Genomic DNA, 25,576 nt, shown 5'->3' on the forward strand with positions numbered 1-25,576 from the left:
GAGTGCTTTTACATTTATCTATCAGGATGTATCAAAAGAATCTGGTTAGAAAGGGGTGAAAACATGTTGAATCTTCTCTCAAAAAAATTACAACGTCAGTTGAATCTGTTAGAAATACTATTCGAGGGGGAACGTTGCCGTCTTAGTCAATTAGAAAAAAGATTGGCAAGTTCTGGAAAAACATTGCGGAACGATTTTATAGAAATCAATACATATTCTTCCGATATCCAAATCGTCACTGATCGGGATGCTGGTGTGACAGCTATATTTTCACCTGCCTTCACAAAAGATCATGTTTATCAGATCGTGATCTCTCAATCTACTGAATATAAATATTTAGAAACCATACTGCTACATCCAAAAGAGAATTATTTAGAATTAGCAGAGTATCTGTTTATTTCAGAAAGTACATTGCGAAGAATCGTAAAGAAAATCCAATCAAAATTAAAAAAATACGATTTGAGGATCAAAGGGTTGACACGGATTGTCGGAGAGGGTCAGGTGATCGACGGTCTTACAGCTCGTTTGTTGATGGAAAAATATCCTTCTCCTGCTAGTATTTTTAATCGTTCTTTTAGCGAGGCAATTTATGATGCGGTTATCCTATTTTTAAAAGAAAATCAACTATATGAGGTAGCAAAAAATGATCCGAAAACCTTATGTTTTTTACATTTTTTTATTGCTTGTCGTATACAACGATTCAACAAAAATAAAATGGGAATGGAGCAAAAGAAAATCAGCTGTTTCACCTTTTCATTCTTGGAGAAAAATCACTTGAGCCATTTTTCTTTGCCACGGGAAGAAAAAATCTGGCAGTGGATATTTGATACAGAAGTCATTTATACTGCTTTGAAAATGAGGAATGCAAGCGAGCAAAGAGAGTATCATTTTTGTATCAGTAATTGTTTAATGACATGGATGGATTGCTTAGAAAAAAAATATCAGTTGGAATGTGAGAACAAAGATCTGATCGTTCAACGATGTAAAGAGATACTGACACAACCACGATTTCCAGAATATATCCTAAATGATCCAAGCCAGACAACGATAGTCGATCCGTCGATTTTTGCCTGTTTATATGAAGAATTGAAGGGAAAGATGGTAGATGACTGCAGAGAAAAAGGATACGTCATCCCTGAACTCGATTCATTTGTTCGCCATGCTATCTTAGAAATTCTTTTCGACTGGCCATTATTGCTATCATACGTTGAAGGGAAAGAAAAAAAATTAAAAGCAGTGATAGTCACAAATACAAGAAAAAAACAGGCGGAATACATAACAAAAAGATTGCAAGAAAAATTAGGAGACTATTATCAATTTGGTGTTCTCCCAAACTTTTATCAGAAAGAAAGGAAATTATACTATCCAGATATCGATTGTATCCTTACAAATGCGAGGATCGATGAGGAGACAAACATTCCGGTCTTCGGTATTTCACTGTTTCCAAATCAACGTGAGATCCAAAATCTTCTTCATTTTTATCAGGAGAAGTACCGTATAGTAGAAGAAAAATCTCTCTACGTGTAAATATGTATCTATAGACAACAGGATATTCCATCAAAATAAAAAATATCTGAATAATAGATGTAATGACCGCTAAAGGTCTCATACATCTATTATTCAGATTATTTTTTTACTGATTGTTATGCTTTATATTCATTTTTTTGGTATAGGATCGGGGTCTTTTTGATAACTTAACAAATCTCCCGGTTGACACTCTAATACTTCACAGATTTTTTCGAGGGTGGAAAAACGGATAGCTTTTGCTTTTCCGGTTTTTAGAATAGAGATATTTGCCATCGTAATACCCACTTTTTCACTCAATTCTGTTACACTCATCTTTTTTTGAGCCAATACTACATCTAGATTAACGATAATAGCCATGTCGCACCTCACACTGTCAAATCATGATCTGTCTTAAGTAAAATCGCGTGTTCGAGCAGATTTTCCAACACGCTTGTCAAAGTGTATACGGCAAAAGGAATGAATACGACAGCAATTCCTACCAACATCAAACCAGGAGCATCATCTAAATCTGCTACTTTCAAAAATTTAGGAAGCAAGCCGAAAAAGGCGAAACCAATAATCAAAATCGTTCGTTCGATTTTTTTTAGAATGTCTAAGCTTTGATTAGAAAAGGCCTGGTTTTCTTCGATTTGTTTCAACAGTCTCAATAAGAAATAAGCAATAATAATCCCTAAGAGAAGGGCGAAGTAGATGACAGAAACAAATAAAGTCGTCTGCCAATCAAAAGTGAATCCTTTTTCGCTTGTAGCAATCTGAGTATAAAAAAGTATACCGAATAAAATAAATACGGCACTTATACCTAAAACAACAAACTTTAATAATAATGTTTTTAATTTCATTGTTATCCCTCTTTTATCTTTGATAGCTAAAATATAGCAGAATAATTATTGAAAAGCAATTACTTTTTATCGAAAAACAATAAATTTTTGCCGTTTTTAGCAAATGTGGTTTTATAGTATTTGAGAGTTTTAATTGAAGTAAGCATTTGATTCTTTTTGATTTATAAGGAAACTTTTAAATATGTTATTTACAAATAGTTAGTAAACTATGTTACAATTTTTATGGGGAAAACTTAAAAAATAAATTTTTTTATTCATAATTGCTGTTTATTTTGTTATGTAAAACATGCATAAAGTGAGGTTCTAAAATTGAATATTTTACAGTTAAGTTATTCTCTACTCATATCAGGACAGCTGATGACGATGTTTGTTGGATTGGGCTATTTGAACAAGAAACTAAGAAATAAAAAGTATGCTTTATTATCAATCTTGGTTATCCTATTGATATCGGTACTTTATCAATGGATAAATGTAATTGCCACTGGTTTGGTATGGCTAGTCATGTGTGCTCTCGTGATTTATCATGAAGAGACGCTTCAATCAGCTTTATTCTATGCTTCGTTATCTATTATCCTACTTATTTTTTCTAATTATCTGATTTACGTTATCTTAAAATCATTATCTATAACGATGAATGATTTGGGTATGTGTTTTTTATCAATTATTTTATATTTATGTTTCGCATTTTATTTAAGGAATCATATATTGAAAAAAGTACCCCTTGAATCGATGGTATATGATATTAGTAAGTATACTGTTATTGCTACGTTTTTGATTTATTTCATTTTTCTTATGATTGAACGCTTTTCAGATTTAGACTGTTTCATGAAGGGTGCTCATGGGATTTTTATGCTGGCATATAGCCTTTTTGCTATTCTTATCAGCTTTTTAGCTGTTTATATAAAAAAGGCAGAATATAAAAGTAAAGAAGAAAAGAATCGAATGGAATATCTTATCGAATATAGTGAGCAAATCGAAAAAAGTTATATGGAAATACGCAAGTTCAAGCACGACTACAAAAACATACTAGTTTCTATGGAAAATTATATCCAAAGTAATGATATAGATGGGATGAAACATTTTTTTTACTCCCATATCAAGGAAACTGGAACTCTTTTTGATCAGGAATTATTAGAAATGTCACCGATAAGAAATCTTGAAGTCAAGGAAATAAAAAGCATTGTGTTGAGCAAGTTGTATCTAGCTCATGAAAAAGGAATAGAAATAGACGTAAATGTGCCACAAAAATTGGATGCTTTCCCCGTTCCTTCTATCATGCTAGTACGGATGCTGGGGATCATTCTAGATAATGCAGTTGAAGAATCTTCTATTATAGATAAGCCGAAAATCTTGTTTGCCGGATTGAGACAAGAAGAAGCGATAACCTTTATTATTGCCAATAAATGTCGTTCTGATATACCTGATTTACATGTATTAAAGAAAAAATCTTATTCATCAAAAGGGAAAGAACGTGGGATTGGTCTAAGCAATCTTGATGAATTAGTGCAGTTGAATAAAAATGTGTACTTAGATACTAAAATCGAAGAAGGACAGTTTATTCAAATACTGACAATTTGGGAGGGGTAGAATCTTTATGTTGAAAATTTTTGTTTGCGAAGATGACGGAACATTTAGATTGAAATTAGCAAAGATGATCCAAAATTATTTAATGATGCAAGATTATGACATCAAATTTCAAATGGATACCTCGGACCCTGAAGTGCTGCTTTCATATATACGTTCAAATAAAACAGAAGGCATCTATTTTTTAGATATTGACTTAAGTTCCAATATGAATGGAATCAATCTAGCCGCTACGATTAGAGAATACGATCCACTAGCAAAAATTATTTTTGTGACCAGTTACACAGATTTAGCTTATCTCACTTTTTTGTATAAAGTAGAAGCAATGGATTATATTGTGAAGGGGAACGATACACTGCTGCAAGAAAGCGTGACAAAATGTATCGATGTGGCTAACCAAAGATATCTTGATACAATTTTACCTACAAGAGAACAGATTCGTATTAAGAGTGGACCAATCAATACAAAATTGTTCGTAGACGAAATCTTGTTTTTTGAATCCAGTCCTGTTCCTCACAAAGTGATCGTTCATCTTGAAAACCGAATGTTAGAATATAATGGAAAAATCAAAGAGATTGAATCGTTTAGCCCGAGCTTTTACCGTTGCCATCAATCGTTTGTTGTAAATGTAGATAATATTTGTTCCATCAACAAGAAGGAAAGAACGATCCTTATGTCTAACGGAGAAAAGTGTCTTGTTTCCACACGAAGTTTAAAAAAATTATTGATTGCATTTAGCAAAGGAGCGTGACGAATGTCACGTTCTTTTTTTTAGAATATTTTTAGATCTAAAGAATATAAGGGGGTTATTAAGAAAGATAACACTGCAGTTATGTAAAAAAAACGCGCACTTTTGACTTTTTAATATATGCATCCTTATTTTTAGTATAATCAAAAGTGAGAAAGGGGTGAACGATATGCCAAATGAATATCTGTCTCTTGAAGAGAAGCTGTCAAGCAAGATGAGCAGAAAACTCGGAGAGAAATATGGGTTAACAGAACTGGATGAAGCAAAAGTCAACTATGGATTAGCGATCCTGTTCATTAATCTTTTCAAGTTCATGCTTATTTACGTATCAGCGTTTTTCTTACATAGCATTCTTGCTGTGATCACCACTCATTTGTCTTTTATTGCTGTACGAAGATACGCAAAAGGATATCATGCAAGCCGAAGCATGGCCTGCACGCTCTATAGTATGGGATTATTGGTGGCGCTACCTGTTTTGGCTAATCATTACCATTTGGAACTTACACGCTACGAATATTTCATCGGAGCAGCTATTCTTAGTATGGTTTTAGGAATCATTAGTTCCTTTATCGCACAAGACCAACAAAAAAGAAGAAGCGTAAGAAACAAGCTAGTTATAACAGGAATAAGCCTCACGCTGATCGGTTCAGTGATTCCAGCAGATGATTCAAGAGTCATGATATTACTGGGTATGTTGACCGCAATCTTACTTGTATTCATTCCAAAAAAAGAAAGGAAGATCATCAAATGAAACACACACAAACTAAATTTAGTCTCTCACATGCAATCACAACAATTGCTATCAGCGTTGCCGAAAAGGCTGTAATAAGCGGAAGTACCTGTATTGGTTTAGTTTATGAACCAAAAGTACCAGAGGCATTAAAAAAAGAAGTAGAAAAATAAGTAAAAATAAAATGGATTGCCGAATAAAAAGTACCGTAAAGTCCTAAAAACTGTGCCAACAGATCGTTGGCACAGTTTTATTTTTTTCGATAGTTTTGTAACAAAAATACAAAGATGAAAAAGAATAAAGATTCCCATAGTGTAGTAGTCCAGCTGAATTCTTTACTGATACCAAATACCATATTTCCAAGATTCGATACAATCAAATAGCCAATCGTTATGATCAATGAATAATACAATCTTTTCATCATAGGACATACCTCGTTTTTATTTATAAGAATAGTATAAACCAAAGAAGAAAATAAGAAAAATGATAATAGAAAAATAAAGTAAAAACGCAATAAAGTAACTTAAGTTATTTTATTGCGTTTTTTTCTTCACTGGAAAATTTTAATAAATAAATAGAATTTTGTAATAATAACTGAGCATAATCTTTGCAATTTTTAATCTTGAATAATATCCTTTAAGTATAGCCAGCAATCAAAAAGAAACAGAGAATAAGTGATTAGTTGTTATTTCAGTATCAGAATGACAATAAAACGCCGTTATGATCCAACAACGTTTGGCAGCGCTTTATTTATTGGTGCTAAGCTAACTATTTGCTCTCTATACTGTGATTGTCGGTAGAGTTATTTACAGGGTAAAAATAAGTTTATAGGAGGTGGAAAATGAATAAGGGGTTAAAAATAATCGGTGTTATCATGAGTTTGCTGCTACTTTCAGTGTTTCTAGCAATTGCGTTAATCAATGCGCCGTATATTATGCCTGAACAATTGGAACGATTTCGCTTCTTTACCTTAACGAATTACTACATGCAACAATATATTTTCTGGGCAGCTGTAGTATTTGCCGTTCTTGCTATTATCATCTTGCTAGTCGTTCTTTTCTATCCAAAATCAAGAGGAACTTTCGTTATGAAACGGGAAGATGGCAAATTGACGATCGACAAAAAAGCGATCGAAGGGCTGGTACGTTCCCATTTACACGAAGAAGAGTTCATTCATTCACCTAAAGTACGGATACGTTCAACGAAAAATCGAATCCATATCCATGTCAACGGAGACTTGAAGCGAACTTCTTCATTAGTAGGGAAAACAGGTGTACTGATGCAAGACATCGAAGAAGAAGTGACTAGAGTACTTGGAACAAAAGAAACAGTCAAAGTAGCAGTCACATACAGCGGTTATGAAGAACAAGAAGATACAAGAGACTACAAGCACTCTCGAGTGGAATAGGAGGGCCAAATAATGAAAGAACTATTTTCAGCATACAAGCTCCCTATTATCTTTGGGGGTCTTGGACTACTGCTAGCTGTTTTATGGTTAACAATTGGATTTTTCAAAACATTGTTAATCATCATTATGACAGCAATTGGCGCAGGAATCGGATTTTATTTGAAACAGACAGGAATAGTGGATCAATTTTTTAAATCATAGGAGGAAACAAAGATGGAAAACAAAAACATGAACACAACAAATGGATCAGTTTTGGCAAATGAAAAAGGGGAAAACCGTATGATGAATGGTGAATTGACTTATGAAGACAAAGTTATCCAAAAAATCATCGGCTATGCATTGAAAGATGTAGATGGTCTATTGACATTAGATGGCGGATTCTTCTCAAATATGGCTGAAAAATTAGTCAACACAGATAATGTAACAGCAGGTATCAATACAGAAGTAGGGAAGAAACAAGTAGCTGTGGATTTAGATGTGATTGTAGAATACGGTAAAGACATCGAAGACATCTACAACCAAATCAAAGAATTGATCAGTACTGAAGTAAACAATATGACACATTTAGATGTTATCGAAGTGAATGTGAATGTTGCAGACATCAAAACACAAGAAGAATACCAAAAAGATCAAGAAACAGTACAAGACAAAGTAACAGAAGCAGCAAAATCAACAGGACAATTTGCTTCACGCCAAACAGATAAAGCAAAAGCTGCTGTAGGCAAAGGTGCACAAAAAGTCAAAGAAAATAACGAACCACGTGTACAATAAGAAGTAAAAAGTCAGTTAGGAGGAATTTAAAATGGGATTTATTTGGGCATTAATCGTCGGAGGTATCATCGGAGCAATTGCAGGAGCAATCACGAATAAAGGATCATCAATGGGAATCATCGCAAACATCATTGCTGGTTTAGTAGGTTCAGCCATTGGACAAGCTTTATTAGGAACTTGGGGACCAACAATTGCAGGAATGGCTATCATTCCATCATTAATCGGTGCAATCATTTTAGTATTAGTCGTTTCATTCTTTGCACGTAAATTATAAGCAAATTGAAGAAAAAATTATGTTGAAATGAAGAACAAATTTGAGAACTGTAGTGAAACTTGCTGCAGTTCTTTTTTAATATATTTTTATATGAAGTATTCTTTATTCCTTATGAAAAAATAGCTTGAAAAATAAAAAAAGACGAAAATAAACGGTTTTCTATAAAAGAAGATCGTTTATTTTTTTGTCTTTATTTGGTCAAAACGATAAAAAAGCATAGCACACCAAGCTTTTATTGATTGTCTGTCTTTTATAAATACAAGAATGTATTCAAAAAAACAGAAGAAAAATACAAGTAGATTTTCTTTTATACTCGTAAACGTAGAAAGGAGGCGAAAAAATGAATACATTACCTATCAATACAGGAGATACAGCATTCATGATTTTATGTACAGCGATGGTTTGCTTGATGACTCCTGGTTTAGCATTTTTTTACGGCGGACTGGCACGGAAGAATAATATACTGACGATCATGACTCAATCTTTTCTCTCAGTTGGGATAACAACGATCATGTGGGTATTCGGTGGATTCGGATTGGCATTTGGACGAGATATCGGCGGTATGATTGGAAATCCGGCAGATTTCTTTTTGATGAGACATGTTACAAGCTTCCCCAACATGTTCCATGGAGCGACGATCCCATTTTTGATGTTCTTTCTTTACCAACTGATGTTTATCGTGATTACTGTTCCTTTGATGACAGGAGCTTTTGCAGGGAGACTGAATTTAAAAGGCTATATTATCCTTGTTGTTTGTTGGAACCTGCTGATTTACTTCCCTGTTTGCCATTGGATATGGGGCGGCGGATTTTTGGATCAGATGGGATTTAGAGATTTTGCTGGCGGTGCAGTCATCCACACGACAGCTGGATTCGGTTCATTGGCATGTATCCTCACACTTGGACAAAGAAAGATTCCTATGGGCGAAAGAACTCAGCATAGCAGTCTTATGGCAGCTGCTATCGGTACAGGTCTACTTTGGTTTGGCTGGTTCGGTTTTAACTCCGGTGGTGCACTTCGAGCAGATGATCAAGCAGTCAACGCATTTGGTTCAACATTCATCGCTCTTGCATTTGCGATGGTTACTTGGTTGATTATTGCAAAAGTAAAAGGAAATGGCTTTGATTTTGTCGACGTACTAACAGGATCCGTTGCTGGATTGGCAGCCATTACGCCTTGTGCTGGTTATGTAGAAGCAAAAAGTGCCATGTTGATCGGAATCATTGCTGGAATCGTCTGTCATGCTGCTGTTGATTTTCGTAAAAAGAAACAATGGGACGATGCACTTGATGTGTGGGGTGTCCATGGAATGGGCGGATTCACAGGGACGATTCTGATCGGAATTTTTGCAACTAACAGCCATTTATTAACAAATCCAAGCAGCTGGTACTTCTTAGGAATCCAAGTGATTGGTGTCATCATTACTGCCGTGTATGCCTATGTGCTGACAACAGCGATTCTAAAATCAGCCATGCATTTCACAACGATCACTACTACAAAAGAAGAGCAGGAAGAAGGATTAGACTTTTTCTTCTTCGGTAACAAACGCAATTGAAACAAAATCAAATAGAAAAGAGGAAGATTCATGCAACAAAGCAAAACGAAAATTCCTGCAAAGAAATTAACGTTCTTCGGCTTTTTGGCCATGACGATCTCAATGGTCGTTTCACTATATGAATATCCCACATTTGCGACCTCTGGCTTCAGTTTAGTATTTTTCTTGTTATTAGGCGGTTTGCTATGGTTTATCCCTGTGGCATTGTGTGCAGCAGAGATGGCAACGGTGAAAGGCTGGGAAAAAGGCGGTGTCTATACTTGGGTCAGTCGGACATTGGGAAAACGATTTGGTTTTGCCGCTATCTTTTTCCAATGGTTTGAGATAACTGTTGGCTACTTGACTATGCTGTATTTCTTAACTGGTGCATTATCCTATGCAACGGGGATCGACGCTATACAAAACAATAAATTTCTGAAATTGGCCATCTTATTGATTATTTTCTGGGCTATCTTGCTCTCTCAGCTAAAAGGAACCAAATACACTTCTTTAATTGCTCGAATCGGTTTTGTAGCTGGGATCTTATTGCCTGCATTAGTCTTGTTTGGCTTAGGGATCCACTATGTCGCTTCAGGTGCTCCACTACAAACGACACTGTCTATGAAAACATTGATTCCTGATTTTTCAAAATTACCTACGCTGGTTGTTTTTGTTTCCTTTATTTTAGCGTATATGGGAGTAGAAACATCTGCTAGTCATGCAAATGAAATGGAAAACCCTAAAAAGGATTATCCATTAGCAATGTTTGTATTGGTTATTCTGGCAATCATTTTAGACACTTTTGGCGGATTGACTGTGGCTACTACAGTCCCTCAACAGGGTTTGTCTCTTAATACAGGAGTGATCCAATCGTTAGAATTCCTATTAAGACACATTGATCCAAGTCTTGCATGGGTTGCGAAAATCCTTGCGATCCTTGTTTGTTTAGGTGTCATCGGAGAAATAGCTTCTTGGGTAACTTCTCCTTCAAAAGCACTTCACGTAGCGGCAGAAGAAGGATTACTTCCTGAATATTTTGCGAAAGAAAATGCACATGGTGTTCCTGCGCATTTGATGATCGCAAATGGGATTGTTGCGACAATCTGGGCAGCCGTCTTTACATTAAGTGGCGGGGGGAATAATCTTTCATTTCTTGCAGCGATGTCATTAACTGTTGTGATCTACCTAATGTTGTACTTTATGTTTTTCGCGGGCTATTTGAAGTTAGTGTTTAAAGATGAAAGTCTTGAAAGAGCCTATCAGGTTCCAGGAGGAAAAGTTGTAAAAGTAATCGTTGCTTGTTTAGGTCTTTTGACTTCACTTTTTGCTTTTTGTATCTCATTTGTTCCACCTGCAAGTATCGCAGCTGGACAGCATGGGATTTATGAAACGATTCTGATTGTTTCTTATCTTATCGTCTTAGTTATTCCATTTACGATCTACGCATGCCGTCATAAATTCCAGCATGCAGAAAAATAAAAAATGAAAGCTGGTTATTCAAATGGAAGGAAAAGAATTAGAACAATTGATTGGAAAAAATTTCCACTATTATCAAACAGGACAAGTGGCAGACTACATTCCAGCGTTAGCTGAAGTGGATCCAAAACAATTAGGTATGGCGATTTATGATCTGGATACAAAACAACTGATCGAGGGAGGAGATGCCGATGTACGTTTTGCCATCGAAAGCATGTCAAAAGTTCCCGTATTGTTATTAGCAATCAAAGATAACGGAATTGAAAAAGTCTTTCAAACAATCAATACGGAACCAACCGGATTTGCTTTCAATTCTATCATGAATATGGAGATCAATCATCGCAAACACCCGATGAACCCTTTTGTTAATGCAGGAGCGATTGCAACAACCTCTCTGATTGCCGGAAAAGATGCAGATGAAAAATTTGAACGGATCATATCATTTATGAAAGAAATCTGTGATGATCCTGATATCACATTGAATGAAGAAATCTATCATTCTGAATCAAGAACAGGTGATATCAATCGCTCTCTTGCTTATTATATGAAAGGCAATCAAATGATCGAAGGAGACGTTCCAGAGATACTCGATGCCTATTTCAGACAATGTTCCGTCAATGTCACCGCTACAGGTATAGCAAAACTAGCCGCTGTATTGGCAAATAAAGGGATCGCTCCTTGGAATGGCAAGCGGCTCATTACTGAAGAAAGTGCAACGATCGTCAAATCGATTATGACAACTGCCGGTTTGTATGATGAATCAGGCGAGTTTTCCGTTCATGTTGGTGTACCTGCCAAAAGCGGGGTAGGTGGCGGCTTGATGGCAGCTGTGCCCAATCGTTACGGCATAGGCGTCTTCAGTCCAGCACTAGATCCATTCGGTAACAGCGCAGCTGGCATCCAATTACTGAAGGACGTAGTCAAAGAACTCGATGCTGATATCTTCGAATAGCCTTTCTTGAAAGTGGCTGGGGTAAAAGTCCAAGCGACACCAAGTTATCTAAACGATAGCTGGGATTGTAAGCTTGATCGACTTTTGTTCCGGCTCCTTTTTTTATTGGTTTTTGAAAGGGGTTTTCTAAACAAAAAGTAAATAAAAAAGCGATTCGTGGATATGTTTAAATAAAACTATAAAAAAACTGGAGGCGTGTATCAGGAATGCTGGAAAAATACATCGAGCGAAATATATTTAGAAAAGTGTATCTATGCGAACAATTATTTGAATTCCAAGAAATAGATATCGAACAAACAGCTATTTCACTAGGGGTGACCACACCGACGATCCTTCATGATCTAGAAAGTCTAGCCGAGTGTCTGGAATATTGCATAAAAGAACAAATAAGAGAGAAGCATAAGTACAAACTTATATTTAAACGAGGGATTGCTCTTTCTGAGCTTACGCAATTTTTGTATGGTCAATCTTATTTTTTAAAGTTTTTAAGTTATTATTTCAAGGGCATATTCACGAGTACAGAACTGGCTGATCTTGAATTTATTTCTTTGAGTAAAGTATATACGATCAAAAAGAGCGTCTTGGATTTTTTTAAAGAAAATGATTATTTGAAAAATAAAGAAATCATTATTCCAGAATTTGATTCGCGGAATATTCTGCTAGCTTTAGTACGTTATATCAATTGGGAAGGATATGAGAGTAAAAATCCGCATGTAGAAGAAGCTTGTAACGAGCTGATCGATTATGTAGAGACACATTTTTTTAAAAGGAGATATTCGGAAGATGAAAAGTCCTTTATCATACGGGGAATAGAGATTGCAATCGGAAGAAAGACGTTTCCCCTTGAACTGAAAGAAGAAGATAAGAAAAGTGCGGAGACGAAGCCGTTATTTCAATTAGTCTGTCAAGGATTGGAAGAGCAAAAAGGGATGCTACACTTACAGGAAGAAGATGTCTATTATATTTTCTCTTTGTTCAATAGCAGAAATTATACCAATGAGAACATGGAGCTGTTAAGAAAAGATTTCGAAGTTGTGTATAAAAATTTTGTTCTCAATGACCTGTCACTCAATGAATTGATTTTACAGATTCTCCCAGTCGCTGAAATCGATGATGCAGACAATTTTATTTTTAAGCAATCCTTTTTACAATTTGTCCGTACGTTGTGGGCAGACGGTCAAGTATTTTTACCGGAACGAATCTATCTACTGTCAGAAAAAGAACAGCTTCTATACAGAAAAATAGTAGAAGTGCTAGACGATTGGAAAAAGAAAAACCAAATTCATCTAAGATGGAATGATAATTTCATCCGAAAATTTGTTAAGAGTCTTTCTTTGATTACCAGAGAACAGATGATACAGCAAGAGATAGAAATATTTGTTGTTTCAGAAAGTTCAGTCAAACAATTTTTTTATCGAACCCAATTTCATTTGTATGCTGAAGAAGATATGGCTGAAATAAATCCCATTTTATTTCGTTCTTTAGAAGAATTACCTGATGAATGTTTGTGTTCAAAAAAACGAGTGGTTTTATGCGATGCTGCTAGCTATCAAACTGGTTTAGAAACTGAAAAAACAAAGGTCTATCCTATCTCGTTAAAAGGTGTAAACATCCTTTTGTATCGTATTGCTCAGGAGCTTCATTTATTAAAAAAACATATTTCTTGAGGAGATCTTAAAGCAAGACAAACATCAACTTTCTACAGAGCTTTTTAAAAGACTGTAGAAGTTTTTTTATTTGTGACCTGATTTGTGCGAAAAACTACTTATATAACAAACTTTCTCCGAATTTTTTTAAAATACTATTGACTTAGAGTCAACTCTAAGGAGTAGAATAGATAAAGTGTTACAAATCTATTTTCAACTAAAAAGAAGATAGTACGGAGGAGAGAATGTATGATGAGTACAGCATTACATGTATTGGATACAATCAACAGTCCAGCAGATGTCAAAAAATTATCTGTGGAGGAAATGAAACAGCTGGCAGAAGAAATGCGCCAAAAAATCTTACAAAAGGACAGCGATGTAGGTGGGCACGTTGGTCCGAATCTAGGTGTAGTCGAATTAACGATTGCTTTTCATTATGTATTCGATTCACCTAAGGATAAAATCGTATGGGATGTTTCCCATCAATCTTATGGTCATAAGCTGCTAACTGGTCGGAAAAATGGCTTTGAAAAAGGACATTACCATGAAGTAAGCGGGTATTCCAATCAGCACGAAAGTGAACATGATTATTTTACAGTGGGTCACACATCTACATCTATCAGTTTAGCTACTGGGTTGGCTAAAGCCAGAGATCTGAAGAAAGAATCAGGAAATGTGGTAGCATTTATTGGAGATGGCTCACTAAGTGGCGGCTTAGCTTTTGAAGGGCTGAACAACGGCGGCGCTTTACAGACCAATTTAATCGTATTAGTAAACGATAATGAGATGTCTATTGATGAGAACCACGGTAGCTTATATCAGAACTTAGCAGAGCTTCGTCAAACTCACGGTGAAAGCAGTAATAACCTATTTAAAGCTATGGGATTTGATTATCGCTATGTGGATAATGGAAACGACCTAGAGACGGTGATCCGTTTATTTGAAGAAGTAAAAGATATTGATCATCCAATCGTACTTCACGTACATACGGAAAAAGGCCGCGGTTATCAGCCAGCAATCGATAATAAAATGAAATATCATTGGCACGTCCCATTTGATCTGTCTACAGGAGAAGCAAAACAGGCAGCTTCTGGAGAAACATTCAATACGATCATCATGGATTATCTGGATAAAAAAGTGCAAACAAGTACAGCACCTATTGCCGCAGTCAATGCAGCAATACCAGGCGCCTTTGGACTGAAAACATTCCAAGAAAAACATCCAGATCATTATTTTGATGTGGGGATCGCCGAGCAGCATTCCATTACGTTTGCATCTGCTTTGGCTTCTCAGGGAGTACGTCCAGTCGTCTTCCAATCGAGCACTTTCCTGCAACGGGCATATGATCAATTATCACATGATTTAGCAATCAACGAGAATCCAGTCATCATTTTAGTTGGTGGCGGAACGATCTCTGCTAGTGATCGAACACACCAAGGAACATTTGACATTCCTTATTTATCCAGTATTCCGAACATCAAATATCTTGCTCCAGCAACAAAAGAAGATATGATCTCTATGCTAGATTGGGCTTTTGAGCAAACAGAACAGCCTGTAGCTATTCGAATCCCTACTCATGGTGTGGAACATGGTAAAGCTATCGCAAATGATTACAGTATTCCAACCTATCAGACAGTGAATAAAGGCGAAAAAGTGGCAATTTTAGCTTTAGGTGGTTTTCTTGGACTAGGAAAAGAAACAGTGGAAGCTTTTAGAGAAAAAGGAATGGAAGCAACATTGATCAATCCAGGAACAATTACAGAAAATGATGTAGAAACATTAGATAAATTAAAAGAAGTCCATGAATTAGTCATCACATTAGAAGATGGTAGTTTATCAGGCGGATTTGGCGAAAAAATCAGTCGTTATTATGGTGATTCTTCAATGCATGTGCTGAATTTCGGTGCAAAGAAAGAATTCACAGATAGTGTTCCAACAGTTAAACTTTATGAACGTTATCATTTGACACCAAGCCAAATCGTTGAGGATAGTCTACGTGTCTTAAATATTCAATAATACATCGTATTTTCCATCCAGATAATCGTTTATACTAGTATCTGGATGGTTTTTTATTATACGAAACAAAGGAGTAGATGCTCTTATGTATCAAAAAGCAGAAGAATATTTCAAAAAGTTTCAAGAAGAATATCCTAGGTATCAATCAGAAAAACTAAGCTTTTTTTCATTTGGGAATACAGAAGAAATGGCAGATGAATTGAGTGAGTTAGTGGTAAAAAAAATAAAAACCGGTACATCAAGCGGATACGATCTATACAAAAAAGAGAAGGAACCTCTACCAAAAGTGGGCCAGTTAGATGTGGTTCTGAATGGAAAAAATGAACCAGTTTGTATCATCAAAAATATAAATGTGACTATCTTGCCTTTTAGTGAAATCACGGAAGAACATGCTTGGAAAGAAGGAGAAGGAGATCGAACGTTAGCTTATTGGCGGAAAGTCCATACTGACTTTTTCAAGCATGTCTACAAAGAAGCACTGAACACGGCATTTACAGAAGAGAAGCTAATCGTATATGAAGAGTTTGAAGTAATTTTCTTTTAACAAGAAAGGCTTGCTAAAAGAAAAAGGATAGCTACTTTATTGACTCCTGGATAGAAAAGGGTTACATTTTTATAAGAAGATGTATTTCTAGAGAACGTCATTGGAGGAGATAGTGTGGATGTACTGGAAAAAATAAAAGGTGGGGTTGTCGTTTCTTGTCAAGCTTTGGAAAATGAGCCATTACACAGTTCTTTTATCATGGGGAGAATGGCTTTGGCTGCAAAAGAAGGCGGAGCAGTTGGTATTCGCGCAAATACAACAGAAGATATCAATGAAATCAAGCGAATCGTTGATTTGCCAGTCATAGGGATCATTAAAAGAGATTACGATGGGTCAGAAGTATTTATTACTGCGACAGAAAAAGAAGTGAAAGAACTTTTGGAGACGCAAGCTGAGATCATTGCACTCGATGCAACTTCTCGTAAACGTCCGACAGAAAAAACAACAGCTGAGCTTGTCCAAATGATCCACGCTCACGGTCGATTAGCCATGGCAGATATTTCGACTTTTGAGGAAGCGCTTCAAGCGCAAGAAGATGGTTTTGATCTCTTGTCTACGACATTAGCAGGATATACAGAATATTCTCGAAAGACACAGACGCCTGATTTTGATTTGTTGAATCAGATCATAGAACAAGTCAATATACCAGTAGTCATGGAAGGCCATACTGACTCTCCAGAACAAGTAGAGAAAGCCTATGAATTAGGTGCTTTTTCAGTCGTCATTGGATCCATCATCACCCGTCCGCAATTCATCACTAAAAGATATGTCGAAGCCGCGAATAAAGCAAAGAACTAAAAAACACGTACGGCACAGATTCTTGACAAAAAAGAAAAATTAATAGATAGTTTAAAGCAGATTCTAAGAAGAAGAGGAAAGCGTTGCTTTTCCTTTTGTCTTCGCAGATCTGCTTTTTAGCGAATTTTATAGAAAGAAGGCGAGACCATGTTTGAACGAAGTCCTTCAGAATTGACAGAACGTGAAAATTACAAGTTGCTGATTGGTTCAGTTATCCCTAGGCCAGTTGCAGTAGTAACGACTAAGTCCGTAAATAATATAGTGAATATCGCACCCTTCAGTTACTTCAATATCGTCAGTTCGAATCCACCGATTTTATCCTTGGCGATCCAGAGAAAACAAGATACAGTAAAAGACACAGCAAAAAACATTCTTGAGACAAGAGAAGCGGTCATTCATATCCTTGATGAGGACAACGTAGAAGAAGCAAATAAAACAGCAGCTAATCTGCCTAATGAGGAAAGCGAACTACACTTGACTGAATTGACTTTAACGGATTCAGCAATCATTTCAGTACCAGCATTGACAGAAGCAAAAGTTCGTTTTGAGACAACCTTATATGAACATGTCGAGATACGGAATAAAAATAAAGTAACAGCTGATTTATTTTTGCTAGAAGTACAGAAATATCATTTGAATGAAACAGTCTATGATGAAAAGACGGGAAGGATCGACCCAAGAAAGTTGAATGCTGTAAGCCGCTTGGCAGGAAATGATTATGCAGCAATAGGAGAAATTTTCACGATCGCACGTCCCCAATAAGAAGGAGTAATAGTTATGTTAAAAATAAGTTATAAACCATCAGCAGATTCAAAAGAAATGGAAAAAGAATACGAGACAGTGGATGATTTTCTGCAAGGGCAGTATTTAGAAGTTCCGCCATTGCAAGATCATTTTGTCGTCACCAAAGTTACTTTAGATGGCAAAGAAATAAGATTAACAGACCACACGATTAGCGGGTTATTCAATTACTTCAACAAATAAACATTTATTCCGAAAAGTGGAAAGCACATAAAAAAACACCAAAAATAAAAAAATTATCAAGGAATCCTGGCACAATTGAACGAAACTGCGCTGGGATTCTTTTACGTTATTTGTTATTTTTTCCTAAAAAATATTAAAGATTGTTAAATTTCACTATTTCATTTCAAATTCCATTGCCTAATCCTTAGGAAAAGTCTATCATGGACTCGTAAATAGAATATAGTAATAACCTTGTTAGGTGAGGCTCCTATACAAACATAGGCTATTGCCCAGAAACGTCGAAAGTCGCCAATGGGTAAAACAGAAACTGTCGGATTAAGGCTTTTTCCAATAGCTAAGAATGTTTTCTTTACGTTGTATAGTGCTAAAACTCGGACGATGAGATGATGCTAGGTCAGAATTCTTGTTCGAAAAGGTTTCTGACCTTTTCTTTATATTTTCAAGACTGACTTATTTGATGAGACAAACTCGCTCCTCACCTGACAAGTGGTTTACTGTGTGAGGAGGAGATGCGGTGAAAAAAAGAAAAAAGATCGATTGGTGGATTTTGGGTCCTTATTTGACTTTGTCCATGATCGGTCTTTTAGAAGTATACAGCGCTAGTTCTTATCGCTTATTGCAAGCAGATGAAAATACAAAAAGTCTATTATTGCGCCAACTGATTTTCATATTTTTGAGTTGGGGCGTAATCTTCTTAGCTCGTTCAATCAAACTGCACTATTTACTTCACCCTAAAATAGCAGGATATGGTTTAGCTTTATCGATTTTCTTTTTGATCTTAGTACGAGTAGGAATATTCGGTGTCACTGTTAATGGCGCGCAACGTTGGATTTCTCTGTTTGGCATTCAATTTCAGCCTTCAGAATTAGCAAATCTTTTTCTGATTTTTTATCTAAGCTGGTTTTTTCGTGACGGAAATAATCCGCCAAAAGACCTAAAAAAACCTTTCCTGATTACAATAGGCATAACTTTGCTGATTTTATTCCAGCCAAAGATTGCTGGAGCATTGATGATTCTTTCGATTGCGTGGGTCATTTTTTGGGCAGCAGCAGTTCCATTTAAAAAAGGAATCTATCTGATTGTTACTTTTTCCGCCTTATTGATTGGAGCAGCCGGCGGAGTATTATATTTAGGAAACAAAGGCTGGCTTCCCCAGATGTTCAATCATGCTTATGAAAGGATTGCGACTTTAAGAGATCCTTTCATAGATAGTCATGGTGCGGGCTATCAAATGACTCATTCGTTTTATGCACTATACAATGGTGGCATATGGGGGAGAGGATTAGGAAACAGTATCACAAAAAAGGGATATCTTCCAGAGACAGAAACAGATTTTATTTTTTCGATCATTACAGAAGAGCTTGGGCTAATTGGTGCATTGTGTGTACTTTTCTTATTATTCTCATTATGCATGAGAATCTTTTGTTTAAGCAGTCGTTGTAAAAATCAGCAAGCTGGATTGTTTCTTTTAGGATTCGGAACTTTGCTATTCGTTCAGACGATAATGAATGTGGGAAGTATCGCAGGGCTTATGCCAATGACTGGCGTGCCATTACCATTTGTTAGTTATGGAGGAACAAGTTATCTGATCCTTTCTTTAGGAATCGGGATCACGTTGAATATTTCTTCGAAGATACAGGCCGAAGAGTTGCCGCTCTATCGACCTGAAAAACAATAAAGAGAAACTGAGAATCTCTCAGTTTGAATTATCATAAAGGACTATCTTTTATTTTTCAAGCGAGAGATTCTTTTTAGAAAGAGGAATTCGCAATGAAAGTATTTCAAAAAATCATATTATCTGTTTTGTTACTGCTTACACTAGTAGTCGGCTTTTTTTCGATTGAATTTGTCCATGGATTTTCGTCTGCAAAACAGACCTCAACTGTAAAAAAGGTAGAGCCGAAAAGTGTCCCTACCACACTAAACGTGGCTTTGATTGGTTCGGATGCCCGTTCGAAAGACGAAAATGGTCGCTCAGATTCACTTATGGTTGCACAATACGACCAGAAAACACAACAAGCAAAACTAATCTCTATCATGAGAGACTCATATGTCGATATACCAGGTTATGGAATGGATAAAATCAATGCAGCGTACTCTTACGGAGGAGTTGATTTATTGAACCAAACATTAAAGGAAAATTTCAAATTTGAAGCCCCGTATTATGCAAGTATCACATTTCAAGATTTTATCGATTGCGTCAATGAACTGTTTCCTGATGGAGTAAAGATTGATGCAGAAAAATCTTTAGATTTAGATGGCGTATATATAAAAAAAGGGAAGCAAGTAATGGATGGCAATACGTTACTGCAGTATGCTCGATTCCGTGAAGACGAAGAAGGGGACTTTGGGAGGATTAGAAGACAGCAACAAGTGATTAAAGCTATCTCTCAGCAGCTGAAAGACGTCACTTCGATATTTAAATTACCGAAAGCAGTGGGAAAACTACTTGGTAGTATCCAAACGAACCTTCCTGAGAGTGTGCTACTGGATTGCGGTATGGATTTCCTCAAAGACGATAATAAAAAGATCGATACATTATCCGTACCAGTAGACGGCAGTTGGGACTTCAACGACAATACGCCTTCCGGAAGTGTTCTGGAATTAGATTTGACCAAAAACCAAGAAGCAATCAAAAAATTTCTGAATAATTAAGGAAAGAAAAGAAAATAAAAGAAGTTAGAAATAACAATTTATGTTATGTTCTGACTTCTTTTATTATGTTAGAATAAACAGGTATAAATAGTGAAAATAAAGGAATAGCAAGCAAAAGAAGGAGGAAAAAATGAAAAGAAGTGACAAGCACGGCAAAAATCGAACAGGCGCTTATATTGCCGGCGCAGTGATCCTAATAGCAGCTGCAGGTGGCGGTTATTTTTACTACCGGCACTATCAAGAAACCCAAGCAGTAGAAGCTGGAGAAAAGACGGTTGAGCAATTTGTCCAAGCTTTAAACAAAGGAGATTATAACAAAGCTGCAGGAATGGCATCGAAAAAGGCCAAAAATAAAAGTGCATTATCTGAAAAAGAGATCTTAGAAAAATACCAAAATATATACGGCGCTGCCGATGTCAAAGGACTTGAGATATCAAATCTAAAAGTAGATAAAAAAGATGATTCTACTTATAGCTTTTCATATAAAGCAAAGATGAATACCTCATTAGGTGAATTGAAAGATCTTTCTTATAAAGGAACATTAGACAGAAATGATGGTCAAACCACGATCAACTGGCAGCCTAACTTGGTTTTTCCAGAAATGGAAGGAAATGACAAAGTAAGCCTGACCACGCAAGAAGCAACAAGAGGGAACATTTTAGATCGAAATGGGGAACCATTAGCAACAACCGGCAAACTAAAACAATTAGGAGTCGTTCCAAGCAAACTTGGGGATGGGGACGAAAAAACAGCCAATATCAAAGCAATTGCTTCCGCATTCGATTTAACAGAAGATGCTATCAATCAGGCTATTTCACAAAGCTGGGTACAACCCGATTACTTTGTCCCATTGAAAATCATTGATGGAGCAACGCCAGAACTTCCAGCTGGAGCTACCATCCAAGAAGTAGACGGCAGATATTATCCTTTGGGTGAAGCAGCTGCTCAACTGATTGGTTACGTGGGAGATATCACAGCAGAAGATATTGATAAAAATACAGAATTAAGCAGTAATGGAAAAATCGGACGATCTGGTTTGGAAATGGCTTTTGATAAGGATCTTCGTGGGACTACAGGTGGAAAATTAAGCATCACGGATGCAGACGGTGTCGAGAAAAAGGTTCTGATCGAGCATGAAGTCCAAAACGGCAAAGATATCAAATTGACAATCGATGCGAAGGCACAAAAAACAGCTTTCGACAGTCTAGGAGGAAAAGCTGGATCGACTGTTGCGACAACGCCAAAAACCGGTGATCTTCTTGCGCTTGCTAGCTCTCCAAGCTATGATCCAAACAAAATGACAAACGGGATCTCACAAGAAGACTACAAAGCTTATGAAGAAAATCCTGAACAACCATTCATCAGCCGATTTGCGACAGGTTATGCTCCTGGATCTACGTTTAAAATGATCACAGCAGCAATCGGTCTCGACAACGGCACTATCGATCCAAATGAAGTGTTGACGATCAACGGACTTAAATGGCAAAAAGACAGTTCTTGGGGATCGTATCAAGTAACTCGTGTTAGTGATGTGTCACAAGTAGACTTAAAAACTGCTTTGATTTATTCCGATAATATATATATGGCGCAAGAAACGTTGAAAATGGGGGAGAAGAATTTCCGTGCAGGTTTGGATAAATTCATTTTTGGTGAAGACCTTGATTTGCCAATCAGTATGAATCCAGCACAAATTTCTAATGAAGAGAGCTTTAATTCAGATATCTTGCTAGCTGATACTGGATATGGACAAGGCGAACTTCTAATTAATCCTATCCAGCAAGCAGCAATGTATTCTGTTTTTGCCAACAATGGCACACTTGTCTATCCTAAATTGATTGCAGATAAAGAGACAAAAGACAAGAAGAATGTCATCGGCGAAACAGCGGTACAGACGATCGTGCCAGATTTGAGAGAAGTTGTGCAAGATGTAAATGGTACAGCACATTCTCTTTCTGCTTTAGGGATTCCGTTGGCAGCGAAAACTGGTACAGCGGAAATCAAAGAAAAACAGGATGAAAAAGGGAAAGAGAACAGTTTCTTGTTTGCTTTCAACCCTGATAACCAAGGTTATATGATGGTTAGCATGTTGGAAAATAAAGAAGATGATGATTCAGCAACTAAACGAGCACCCGAACTATTACAATACCTCAACCAAAATTATCAATAAAGAACGACTTCTTAACTATAGTAAAAGGACTGTGACGGGATCGTCACAGTCCTTTTTTTCGAATAAACGACAGGTTCACGACCGCTTTCTGGGTCACTCACACTTCATAAACTTTTTTTGTAAAATATTTCAGAACAAGTGGAGAAATAAGTGTACTTAATAAAATCACGATTACTAAAGGTGAATAGTACTGTGGTTCGATCAATTGACTTTGCTGTCCAATTTGCAAAATGATCAAAGCCATTTCTCCACGCGAAATCATACCAGCACCGACCATCAATGAACTATGTTGAGAAAAACCGGCAATCTGAGCACCAAAATACCCTCCAAGCAATTTGGTCAAAATCGCTACAAGCGTCAATATAGAAATAAAGAGCAGCTGCTCACCAAAGTCAGAAAAATCAACTTCTAATCCTACACTGACAAAAAATACTGGTATAAATACTGCATATCCTAAGGCTTCAACATTGTGGTATACTTCTTCTTTGACCTTTGTCTGACTGACTGCTATCCCAGCAAAAAAGGCACCAATGACAGAACTAAGACCTACAAGATCCGCTACGTAAGACATACCTAAACAAATAACTAGCGATACGATGATAATAGAAGAATTTGCGTACACTTTTTCTGCAAATGAAAGCAAGAAGGGTGCAATCCATTTGACTAATAAGAAAATAAAAACAAAGTAAACGAGCTGTTCAATCAAAACAAGCGGTAAAGAAGCATTGCTAGAAGCTTCTCCAGTGAGAAAAGATAGACTGAAACTTAGGACTAAAACGACCAAAATGTCATCTACAACTGAAGCGCCTAAAATAGTTGAGCCTTCTTTCGTATTCACCACGTTTAGTTCCTTTAATACTTCAACTGAAATACTGACAGAAGTTGCTGCAAGAATAATCCCAAAGAAAATCGCTTCATTTCCCGAAACTTGGAATGCTTCGCCTGTTAGCCAACCAAAAACAACAGGGAAGATGATTCCAAGTAAAGCAACGAACATGCCTGGTCGGAAATATTTTTTCAAAAGAGATAAATCACTTTCCAGTCCAGCTAAAAACATCAATAAGATTACACCAATCTCCGAGAAGTCATGGACTAGAATATCCGGTTTGACCCAATTCAATCCAGCTTGTCCTAGCAAAACACCAACAAGTAATTGTCCGATTACTGCTGGAATACCTAATCTCCTAGAGATATGTGAGCCAATCGTTGTTGAAATCAATATCAGGCATAGAATACCAATAAATTCCATTCTCATCATTCCTTTGTATAAAATATAGCCCGAACTTAGCATAACATATATTATTAATTTTTTCGGACAATATACTTGTAAACAAATCTTATAGTCACAATTTTTTCTTTTAATAGAAAAAAATAGTTTTTATACTAAAATTATGGATTGGATAAATATGTTAAGATGACTTATCAGAACGTTTAAATATTTATCACAGTGGAGGAAGCTTATGGGCGAGCATAAATTAATACAAGAAATAGATAACGAAAGATTAGCACGTATCGAAAATGATCAATGGGTTAACAATATTGCTAATGCCTTTGCTCAGCAATATCATTTTAAAGCAAACGATATCAATCGCTTTAATAAAACAAATTTTATTTCAGATTTGACCCCTTTATTTATTAACTTAGTTGATTTAAGTGAAGATGAATTTAAAATAGATACAAAAAATATGAAAGAATCTCTTGTAAGAAGTACTTATGCGCTTGAAAATGCTGAATTATTTCGCAAATATACCAATGAATTGGTTGTTAATGATTCCAGTAGTTTTATTATGATACCTCTTTCTTTCAAAACTGAAAAAAGTTCACATCTTGTAACAGCATCCATCCAAAAAAAAGCTGGTTTTTTTCAGATAGAAATTTTTGATAAAGCTGGAATAGCTCCTCCTGAAAGATCAGAGAAATCTTTAGTTGTTAAAAATAGGGAACAGATGAAGAGGAAAGTAAGTTACATTTATGAAATAAAAGACACAGAAAAAAATTTTGCAGAGATGATTTATGCCCTTGAGAACGGCAGAGGAGAATTCAATATTCCTTTGGATATCAATAATAAAAAACTAAATTATAAAGAGTATATTCCTTTAAGACTCCTCAGTAAAGTAGCAACCAAGGAATATTATGGTGATAAGATCAGAAGTGCGCAAATTATAGGAAATTGTTGCGTAAAATCATGGACAGGAGCATTGAAAGATAAATTGGAACAGTTTCGTATAGAACAAAGTAAGCCGAGTAATGAGTCATTGAATAAAATACTTACAGAAATTGCCTGTCGTCAATTAGAAAAAGCAGGTTATGGTCCCAAAACAATCTATCATTTTAGAGAATTGAACAGCTTATACAGTTATAATAAAATAGAGAGAAAAGATATGAATAATAAATTTTCAAAAAAACAGGAAAATAGTAGGTTGTTCAATCAATATTTTACTGAAACTAAAAATAAGCTTCCGCTTGATCGGATTGCTTTACCTATGTTAAATGCCTCTCTTAAACATAACCATACTGGAACTAAATATAATAAATTAAAAAAACTTTTGGGTAAAAATAAAACAAATGACTCTACTAGTATTTATTTTTTAACAGATTTAGATAAGCAAAAGATTATCGAGAATGTTGGAACTATCATTTCTCATCATGAAATAAAAAAAACAATGGATACTATAAAAAAGGAAGTCCAAAGGTGCCAGCAGAATAGATTACAGCTCAGAACTGTTCAGGCATATAGCGAAAGATAGGGAGTTGTCCATTTTCTTTTATTATAAAAAGAAAAATTCTGAGATTTTTTTATCTTTGTGAATTAAGACCTCCAGTGTGAACTGGAGGTTTTCTTTTCATCGGAAATCCACTTCAACTTAATAGTTTAACGAGTTTTTTTACTACCACGCGGGAAACTCTCTGCAGACCTTAGCAT

Annotated in this window: 26 protein-coding genes and 1 riboswitch; of the genes, 22 read left to right on the forward strand and 4 right to left on the reverse strand. The window is 36.0% G+C overall.

All coding sequences use genetic code 11. From position 1 onward, the window contains the following. Window positions 1–63: 63 nt before the first annotated feature. Window positions 64–1,527 carry a helix-turn-helix domain-containing protein gene (locus AB3I00_RS07840; RefSeq protein ID WP_368025018.1) on the forward strand — a complete coding sequence of 488 codons (1,464 nt, stop codon included), beginning with the start codon at window positions 64–66 and terminating at the stop codon, window positions 1,525–1,527. A gap of 129 nt (window positions 1,528–1,656) precedes the next feature. Here the strand turns inward: AB3I00_RS07840 and AB3I00_RS07845 are convergent, their stop codons facing one another. Both AB3I00_RS07845 and AB3I00_RS07850 read right to left on the reverse strand, forming a co-directional pair. Then, entirely contained in the window at window positions 1,657–1,884 is a 228-nt protein-coding gene (locus AB3I00_RS07845; protein WP_002291287.1) for a helix-turn-helix transcriptional regulator, read from the reverse strand. An 8-nt stretch (window positions 1,885–1,892) separates the two neighbouring features. Then, a complete protein-coding gene (locus tag AB3I00_RS07850) occupies window positions 1,893–2,366 on the reverse strand; it encodes a DUF2975 domain-containing protein (protein ID WP_002306633.1) in 474 nt (157 codons plus the stop codon). 309 nt (window positions 2,367–2,675) lie between these two features. Here AB3I00_RS07850 and AB3I00_RS07855 point away from each other — a divergent pair, with 309 nt between their 5' ends. The 4 genes from AB3I00_RS07855 to AB3I00_RS07870 all read left to right on the forward strand — a co-directional run bounded on the left by AB3I00_RS07855 (window position 2,676) and on the right by AB3I00_RS07870 (window position 5,601). Continuing rightward, window positions 2,676–3,953, forward strand: coding sequence for a GHKL domain-containing protein (locus tag AB3I00_RS07855; protein WP_002342192.1), 1,278 nt, complete (start codon window positions 2,676–2,678; stop codon window positions 3,951–3,953). A 7-nt stretch (window positions 3,954–3,960) separates the two neighbouring features. Then, complete coding sequence (locus AB3I00_RS07860) at window positions 3,961–4,701, forward strand: LytTR family DNA-binding domain-containing protein (RefSeq protein WP_002306636.1); 741 nt, start codon at window positions 3,961–3,963, stop codon at window positions 4,699–4,701. A gap of 166 nt (window positions 4,702–4,867) precedes the next feature. Beyond that, entirely contained in the window at window positions 4,868–5,449 is a 582-nt protein-coding gene (locus AB3I00_RS07865) for an accessory gene regulator B family protein (RefSeq protein WP_024635243.1), read from the forward strand. Continuing rightward, window positions 5,446–5,601 carry a cyclic lactone autoinducer peptide gene (locus AB3I00_RS07870; protein ID WP_002291297.1) on the forward strand — a complete coding sequence of 52 codons (156 nt, stop codon included), beginning with the start codon at window positions 5,446–5,448 and terminating at the stop codon, window positions 5,599–5,601. Before AB3I00_RS07865 ends, AB3I00_RS07870 begins: the two co-directional genes overlap by 4 nt. Window positions 5,602–5,678: 77 nt before the next feature. On the opposite strand, the gene AB3I00_RS07875 is transcribed toward AB3I00_RS07870, so the two are convergent. Then, window positions 5,679–5,852 (reverse strand): hypothetical protein, encoded by a 174-nt coding sequence (locus tag AB3I00_RS07875; RefSeq protein WP_002291299.1) that lies wholly within the window; start codon window positions 5,850–5,852, stop codon window positions 5,679–5,681. A 417-nt stretch (window positions 5,853–6,269) separates the two neighbouring features. On the opposite strand from AB3I00_RS07875, the gene amaP reads away from it, so the two are divergent. The 16 genes from amaP (at window position 6,270) to AB3I00_RS07955 (ending at window position 22,653) form a co-directional block, all read left to right on the forward strand. Continuing rightward, window positions 6,270–6,836 (forward strand): alkaline shock response membrane anchor protein AmaP, encoded by a 567-nt coding sequence (gene amaP / locus AB3I00_RS07880; protein ID WP_002297459.1) that lies wholly within the window; start codon window positions 6,270–6,272, stop codon window positions 6,834–6,836. A 12-nt stretch (window positions 6,837–6,848) separates the two neighbouring features. Continuing rightward, window positions 6,849–7,037: a DUF2273 domain-containing protein gene (locus tag AB3I00_RS07885; protein WP_002290682.1), complete on the forward strand. Its 189-nt coding sequence runs from the start codon at window positions 6,849–6,851 to the stop codon at window positions 7,035–7,037. Window positions 7,038–7,049: 12 nt separating this feature from the next. Then, window positions 7,050–7,607, forward strand: a complete 558-nt coding sequence (locus tag AB3I00_RS07890) for an Asp23/Gls24 family envelope stress response protein (RefSeq protein WP_002290684.1) — start codon at window positions 7,050–7,052, stop codon at window positions 7,605–7,607. Window positions 7,608–7,638: 31 nt separating this feature from the next. After that, a complete protein-coding gene (locus tag AB3I00_RS07895; protein ID WP_002290686.1) occupies window positions 7,639–7,881 on the forward strand; it encodes a GlsB/YeaQ/YmgE family stress response membrane protein in 243 nt (80 codons plus the stop codon). 340 nt (window positions 7,882–8,221) lie between these two features. Further along, complete coding sequence (locus AB3I00_RS07900) at window positions 8,222–9,436, forward strand: ammonium transporter (protein WP_002340661.1); 1,215 nt, start codon at window positions 8,222–8,224, stop codon at window positions 9,434–9,436. Window positions 9,437–9,466: 30 nt separating this feature from the next. Then, window positions 9,467–10,894, forward strand: coding sequence for an amino acid permease (locus AB3I00_RS07905; protein WP_002340660.1), 1,428 nt, complete (start codon window positions 9,467–9,469; stop codon window positions 10,892–10,894). Window positions 10,895–10,916: 22 nt separating this feature from the next. Continuing rightward, complete coding sequence (gene glsA / locus AB3I00_RS07910; protein ID WP_002340659.1) at window positions 10,917–11,843, forward strand: glutaminase A; 927 nt, start codon at window positions 10,917–10,919, stop codon at window positions 11,841–11,843. Window positions 11,844–12,049: 206 nt separating this feature from the next. Beyond that, a complete protein-coding gene (locus tag AB3I00_RS07915; RefSeq protein ID WP_368025019.1) occupies window positions 12,050–13,510 on the forward strand; it encodes a hypothetical protein in 1,461 nt (486 codons plus the stop codon). A gap of 231 nt (window positions 13,511–13,741) precedes the next feature. Next, window positions 13,742–15,505: a 1-deoxy-D-xylulose-5-phosphate synthase gene (locus tag AB3I00_RS07920; protein WP_368025020.1), complete on the forward strand. Its 1,764-nt coding sequence runs from the start codon at window positions 13,742–13,744 to the stop codon at window positions 15,503–15,505. A gap of 85 nt (window positions 15,506–15,590) precedes the next feature. Beyond that, window positions 15,591–16,049: an ASCH domain-containing protein gene (locus AB3I00_RS07925; protein WP_368025021.1), complete on the forward strand. Its 459-nt coding sequence runs from the start codon at window positions 15,591–15,593 to the stop codon at window positions 16,047–16,049. A 114-nt stretch (window positions 16,050–16,163) separates the two neighbouring features. After that, window positions 16,164–16,847: an N-acetylmannosamine-6-phosphate 2-epimerase gene (locus AB3I00_RS07930; protein WP_123838284.1), complete on the forward strand. Its 684-nt coding sequence runs from the start codon at window positions 16,164–16,166 to the stop codon at window positions 16,845–16,847. Window positions 16,848–16,994: 147 nt separating this feature from the next. Next, window positions 16,995–17,609 carry a flavin reductase family protein gene (locus AB3I00_RS07935; RefSeq protein ID WP_002290695.1) on the forward strand — a complete coding sequence of 205 codons (615 nt, stop codon included), beginning with the start codon at window positions 16,995–16,997 and terminating at the stop codon, window positions 17,607–17,609. A 15-nt stretch (window positions 17,610–17,624) separates the two neighbouring features. Then, complete coding sequence (locus AB3I00_RS07940; protein ID WP_002290696.1) at window positions 17,625–17,831, forward strand: hypothetical protein; 207 nt, start codon at window positions 17,625–17,627, stop codon at window positions 17,829–17,831. A 223-nt stretch (window positions 17,832–18,054) separates the two neighbouring features. Continuing rightward, a riboswitch (M-box (ykoK) riboswitch) is annotated at window positions 18,055–18,221 on the forward strand. Between the two features lie 124 nt (window positions 18,222–18,345). Then, window positions 18,346–19,509, forward strand: a complete 1,164-nt coding sequence (locus AB3I00_RS07945; RefSeq protein ID WP_368025022.1) for an FtsW/RodA/SpoVE family cell cycle protein — start codon at window positions 18,346–18,348, stop codon at window positions 19,507–19,509. A gap of 92 nt (window positions 19,510–19,601) precedes the next feature. Next, the gene (locus AB3I00_RS07950; RefSeq protein WP_024635234.1) at window positions 19,602–20,486 is read left to right on the forward strand and encodes an LCP family protein; all 885 of its coding nucleotides are present in this window, start codon (window positions 19,602–19,604) and stop codon (window positions 20,484–20,486) included. Between the two features lie 130 nt (window positions 20,487–20,616). Beyond that, window positions 20,617–22,653 (forward strand): penicillin-binding transpeptidase domain-containing protein, encoded by a 2,037-nt coding sequence (locus AB3I00_RS07955; protein ID WP_368025023.1) that lies wholly within the window; start codon window positions 20,617–20,619, stop codon window positions 22,651–22,653. Window positions 22,654–22,750: 97 nt separating this feature from the next. Here the strand turns inward: AB3I00_RS07955 and AB3I00_RS07960 are convergent, their stop codons facing one another. Continuing rightward, complete coding sequence (locus tag AB3I00_RS07960; protein WP_002319954.1) at window positions 22,751–23,902, reverse strand: cation:proton antiporter; 1,152 nt, start codon at window positions 23,900–23,902, stop codon at window positions 22,751–22,753. A 211-nt stretch (window positions 23,903–24,113) separates the two neighbouring features. On the opposite strand from AB3I00_RS07960, the gene AB3I00_RS07965 reads away from it, so the two are divergent. After that, window positions 24,114–25,400 carry a hypothetical protein gene (locus AB3I00_RS07965; protein ID WP_368025024.1) on the forward strand — a complete coding sequence of 429 codons (1,287 nt, stop codon included), beginning with the start codon at window positions 24,114–24,116 and terminating at the stop codon, window positions 25,398–25,400. Window positions 25,401–25,576 lie beyond the last annotated feature (176 nt).

It is taken from the genome of Enterococcus sp. C76 (assembly GCF_040886985.1).
Classification (GTDB): Bacteria; Bacillota; Bacilli; order Lactobacillales; family Enterococcaceae; genus Enterococcus_B; species Enterococcus_B lactis.

Coding starts and splice junctions, on each gene's coding strand:
- AB3I00_RS07840 (WP_368025018.1), top strand. CDS start 64: ATGTTGAATCTTCTCTCAAAAAAATTACAACGTCAGTTGAATCTGTTA.
- AB3I00_RS07845 (WP_002291287.1), bottom strand. CDS start 1,884: ATGGCTATTATCGTTAATCTAGATGTAGTATTGGCTCAAAAAAAGATG.
- AB3I00_RS07850 (WP_002306633.1), bottom strand. CDS start 2,366: ATGAAATTAAAAACATTATTATTAAAGTTTGTTGTTTTAGGTATAAGT.
- AB3I00_RS07860 (WP_002306636.1), top strand. CDS start 3,961: ATGTTGAAAATTTTTGTTTGCGAAGATGACGGAACATTTAGATTGAAA.
- AB3I00_RS07865 (WP_024635243.1), top strand. CDS start 4,868: ATGCCAAATGAATATCTGTCTCTTGAAGAGAAGCTGTCAAGCAAGATG.
- AB3I00_RS07870 (WP_002291297.1), top strand. CDS start 5,446: ATGAAACACACACAAACTAAATTTAGTCTCTCACATGCAATCACAACA.
- AB3I00_RS07875 (WP_002291299.1), bottom strand. CDS start 5,852: ATGATGAAAAGATTGTATTATTCATTGATCATAACGATTGGCTATTTG.
- amaP (WP_002297459.1), top strand. CDS start 6,270: ATGAATAAGGGGTTAAAAATAATCGGTGTTATCATGAGTTTGCTGCTA.
- AB3I00_RS07885 (WP_002290682.1), top strand. CDS start 6,849: ATGAAAGAACTATTTTCAGCATACAAGCTCCCTATTATCTTTGGGGGT.
- AB3I00_RS07890 (WP_002290684.1), top strand. CDS start 7,050: ATGGAAAACAAAAACATGAACACAACAAATGGATCAGTTTTGGCAAAT.
- AB3I00_RS07895 (WP_002290686.1), top strand. CDS start 7,639: ATGGGATTTATTTGGGCATTAATCGTCGGAGGTATCATCGGAGCAATT.
- AB3I00_RS07900 (WP_002340661.1), top strand. CDS start 8,222: ATGAATACATTACCTATCAATACAGGAGATACAGCATTCATGATTTTA.
- AB3I00_RS07905 (WP_002340660.1), top strand. CDS start 9,467: ATGCAACAAAGCAAAACGAAAATTCCTGCAAAGAAATTAACGTTCTTC.
- glsA (WP_002340659.1), top strand. CDS start 10,917: ATGGAAGGAAAAGAATTAGAACAATTGATTGGAAAAAATTTCCACTAT.
- AB3I00_RS07915 (WP_368025019.1), top strand. CDS start 12,050: ATGCTGGAAAAATACATCGAGCGAAATATATTTAGAAAAGTGTATCTA.
- AB3I00_RS07920 (WP_368025020.1), top strand. CDS start 13,742: ATGAGTACAGCATTACATGTATTGGATACAATCAACAGTCCAGCAGAT.
- AB3I00_RS07925 (WP_368025021.1), top strand. CDS start 15,591: ATGTATCAAAAAGCAGAAGAATATTTCAAAAAGTTTCAAGAAGAATAT.
- AB3I00_RS07935 (WP_002290695.1), top strand. CDS start 16,995: ATGTTTGAACGAAGTCCTTCAGAATTGACAGAACGTGAAAATTACAAG.
- AB3I00_RS07940 (WP_002290696.1), top strand. CDS start 17,625: ATGTTAAAAATAAGTTATAAACCATCAGCAGATTCAAAAGAAATGGAA.
- AB3I00_RS07950 (WP_024635234.1), top strand. CDS start 19,602: ATGAAAGTATTTCAAAAAATCATATTATCTGTTTTGTTACTGCTTACA.
- AB3I00_RS07955 (WP_368025023.1), top strand. CDS start 20,617: ATGAAAAGAAGTGACAAGCACGGCAAAAATCGAACAGGCGCTTATATT.
- AB3I00_RS07960 (WP_002319954.1), bottom strand. CDS start 23,902: ATGGAATTTATTGGTATTCTATGCCTGATATTGATTTCAACAACGATT.
- AB3I00_RS07965 (WP_368025024.1), top strand. CDS start 24,114: ATGGGCGAGCATAAATTAATACAAGAAATAGATAACGAAAGATTAGCA.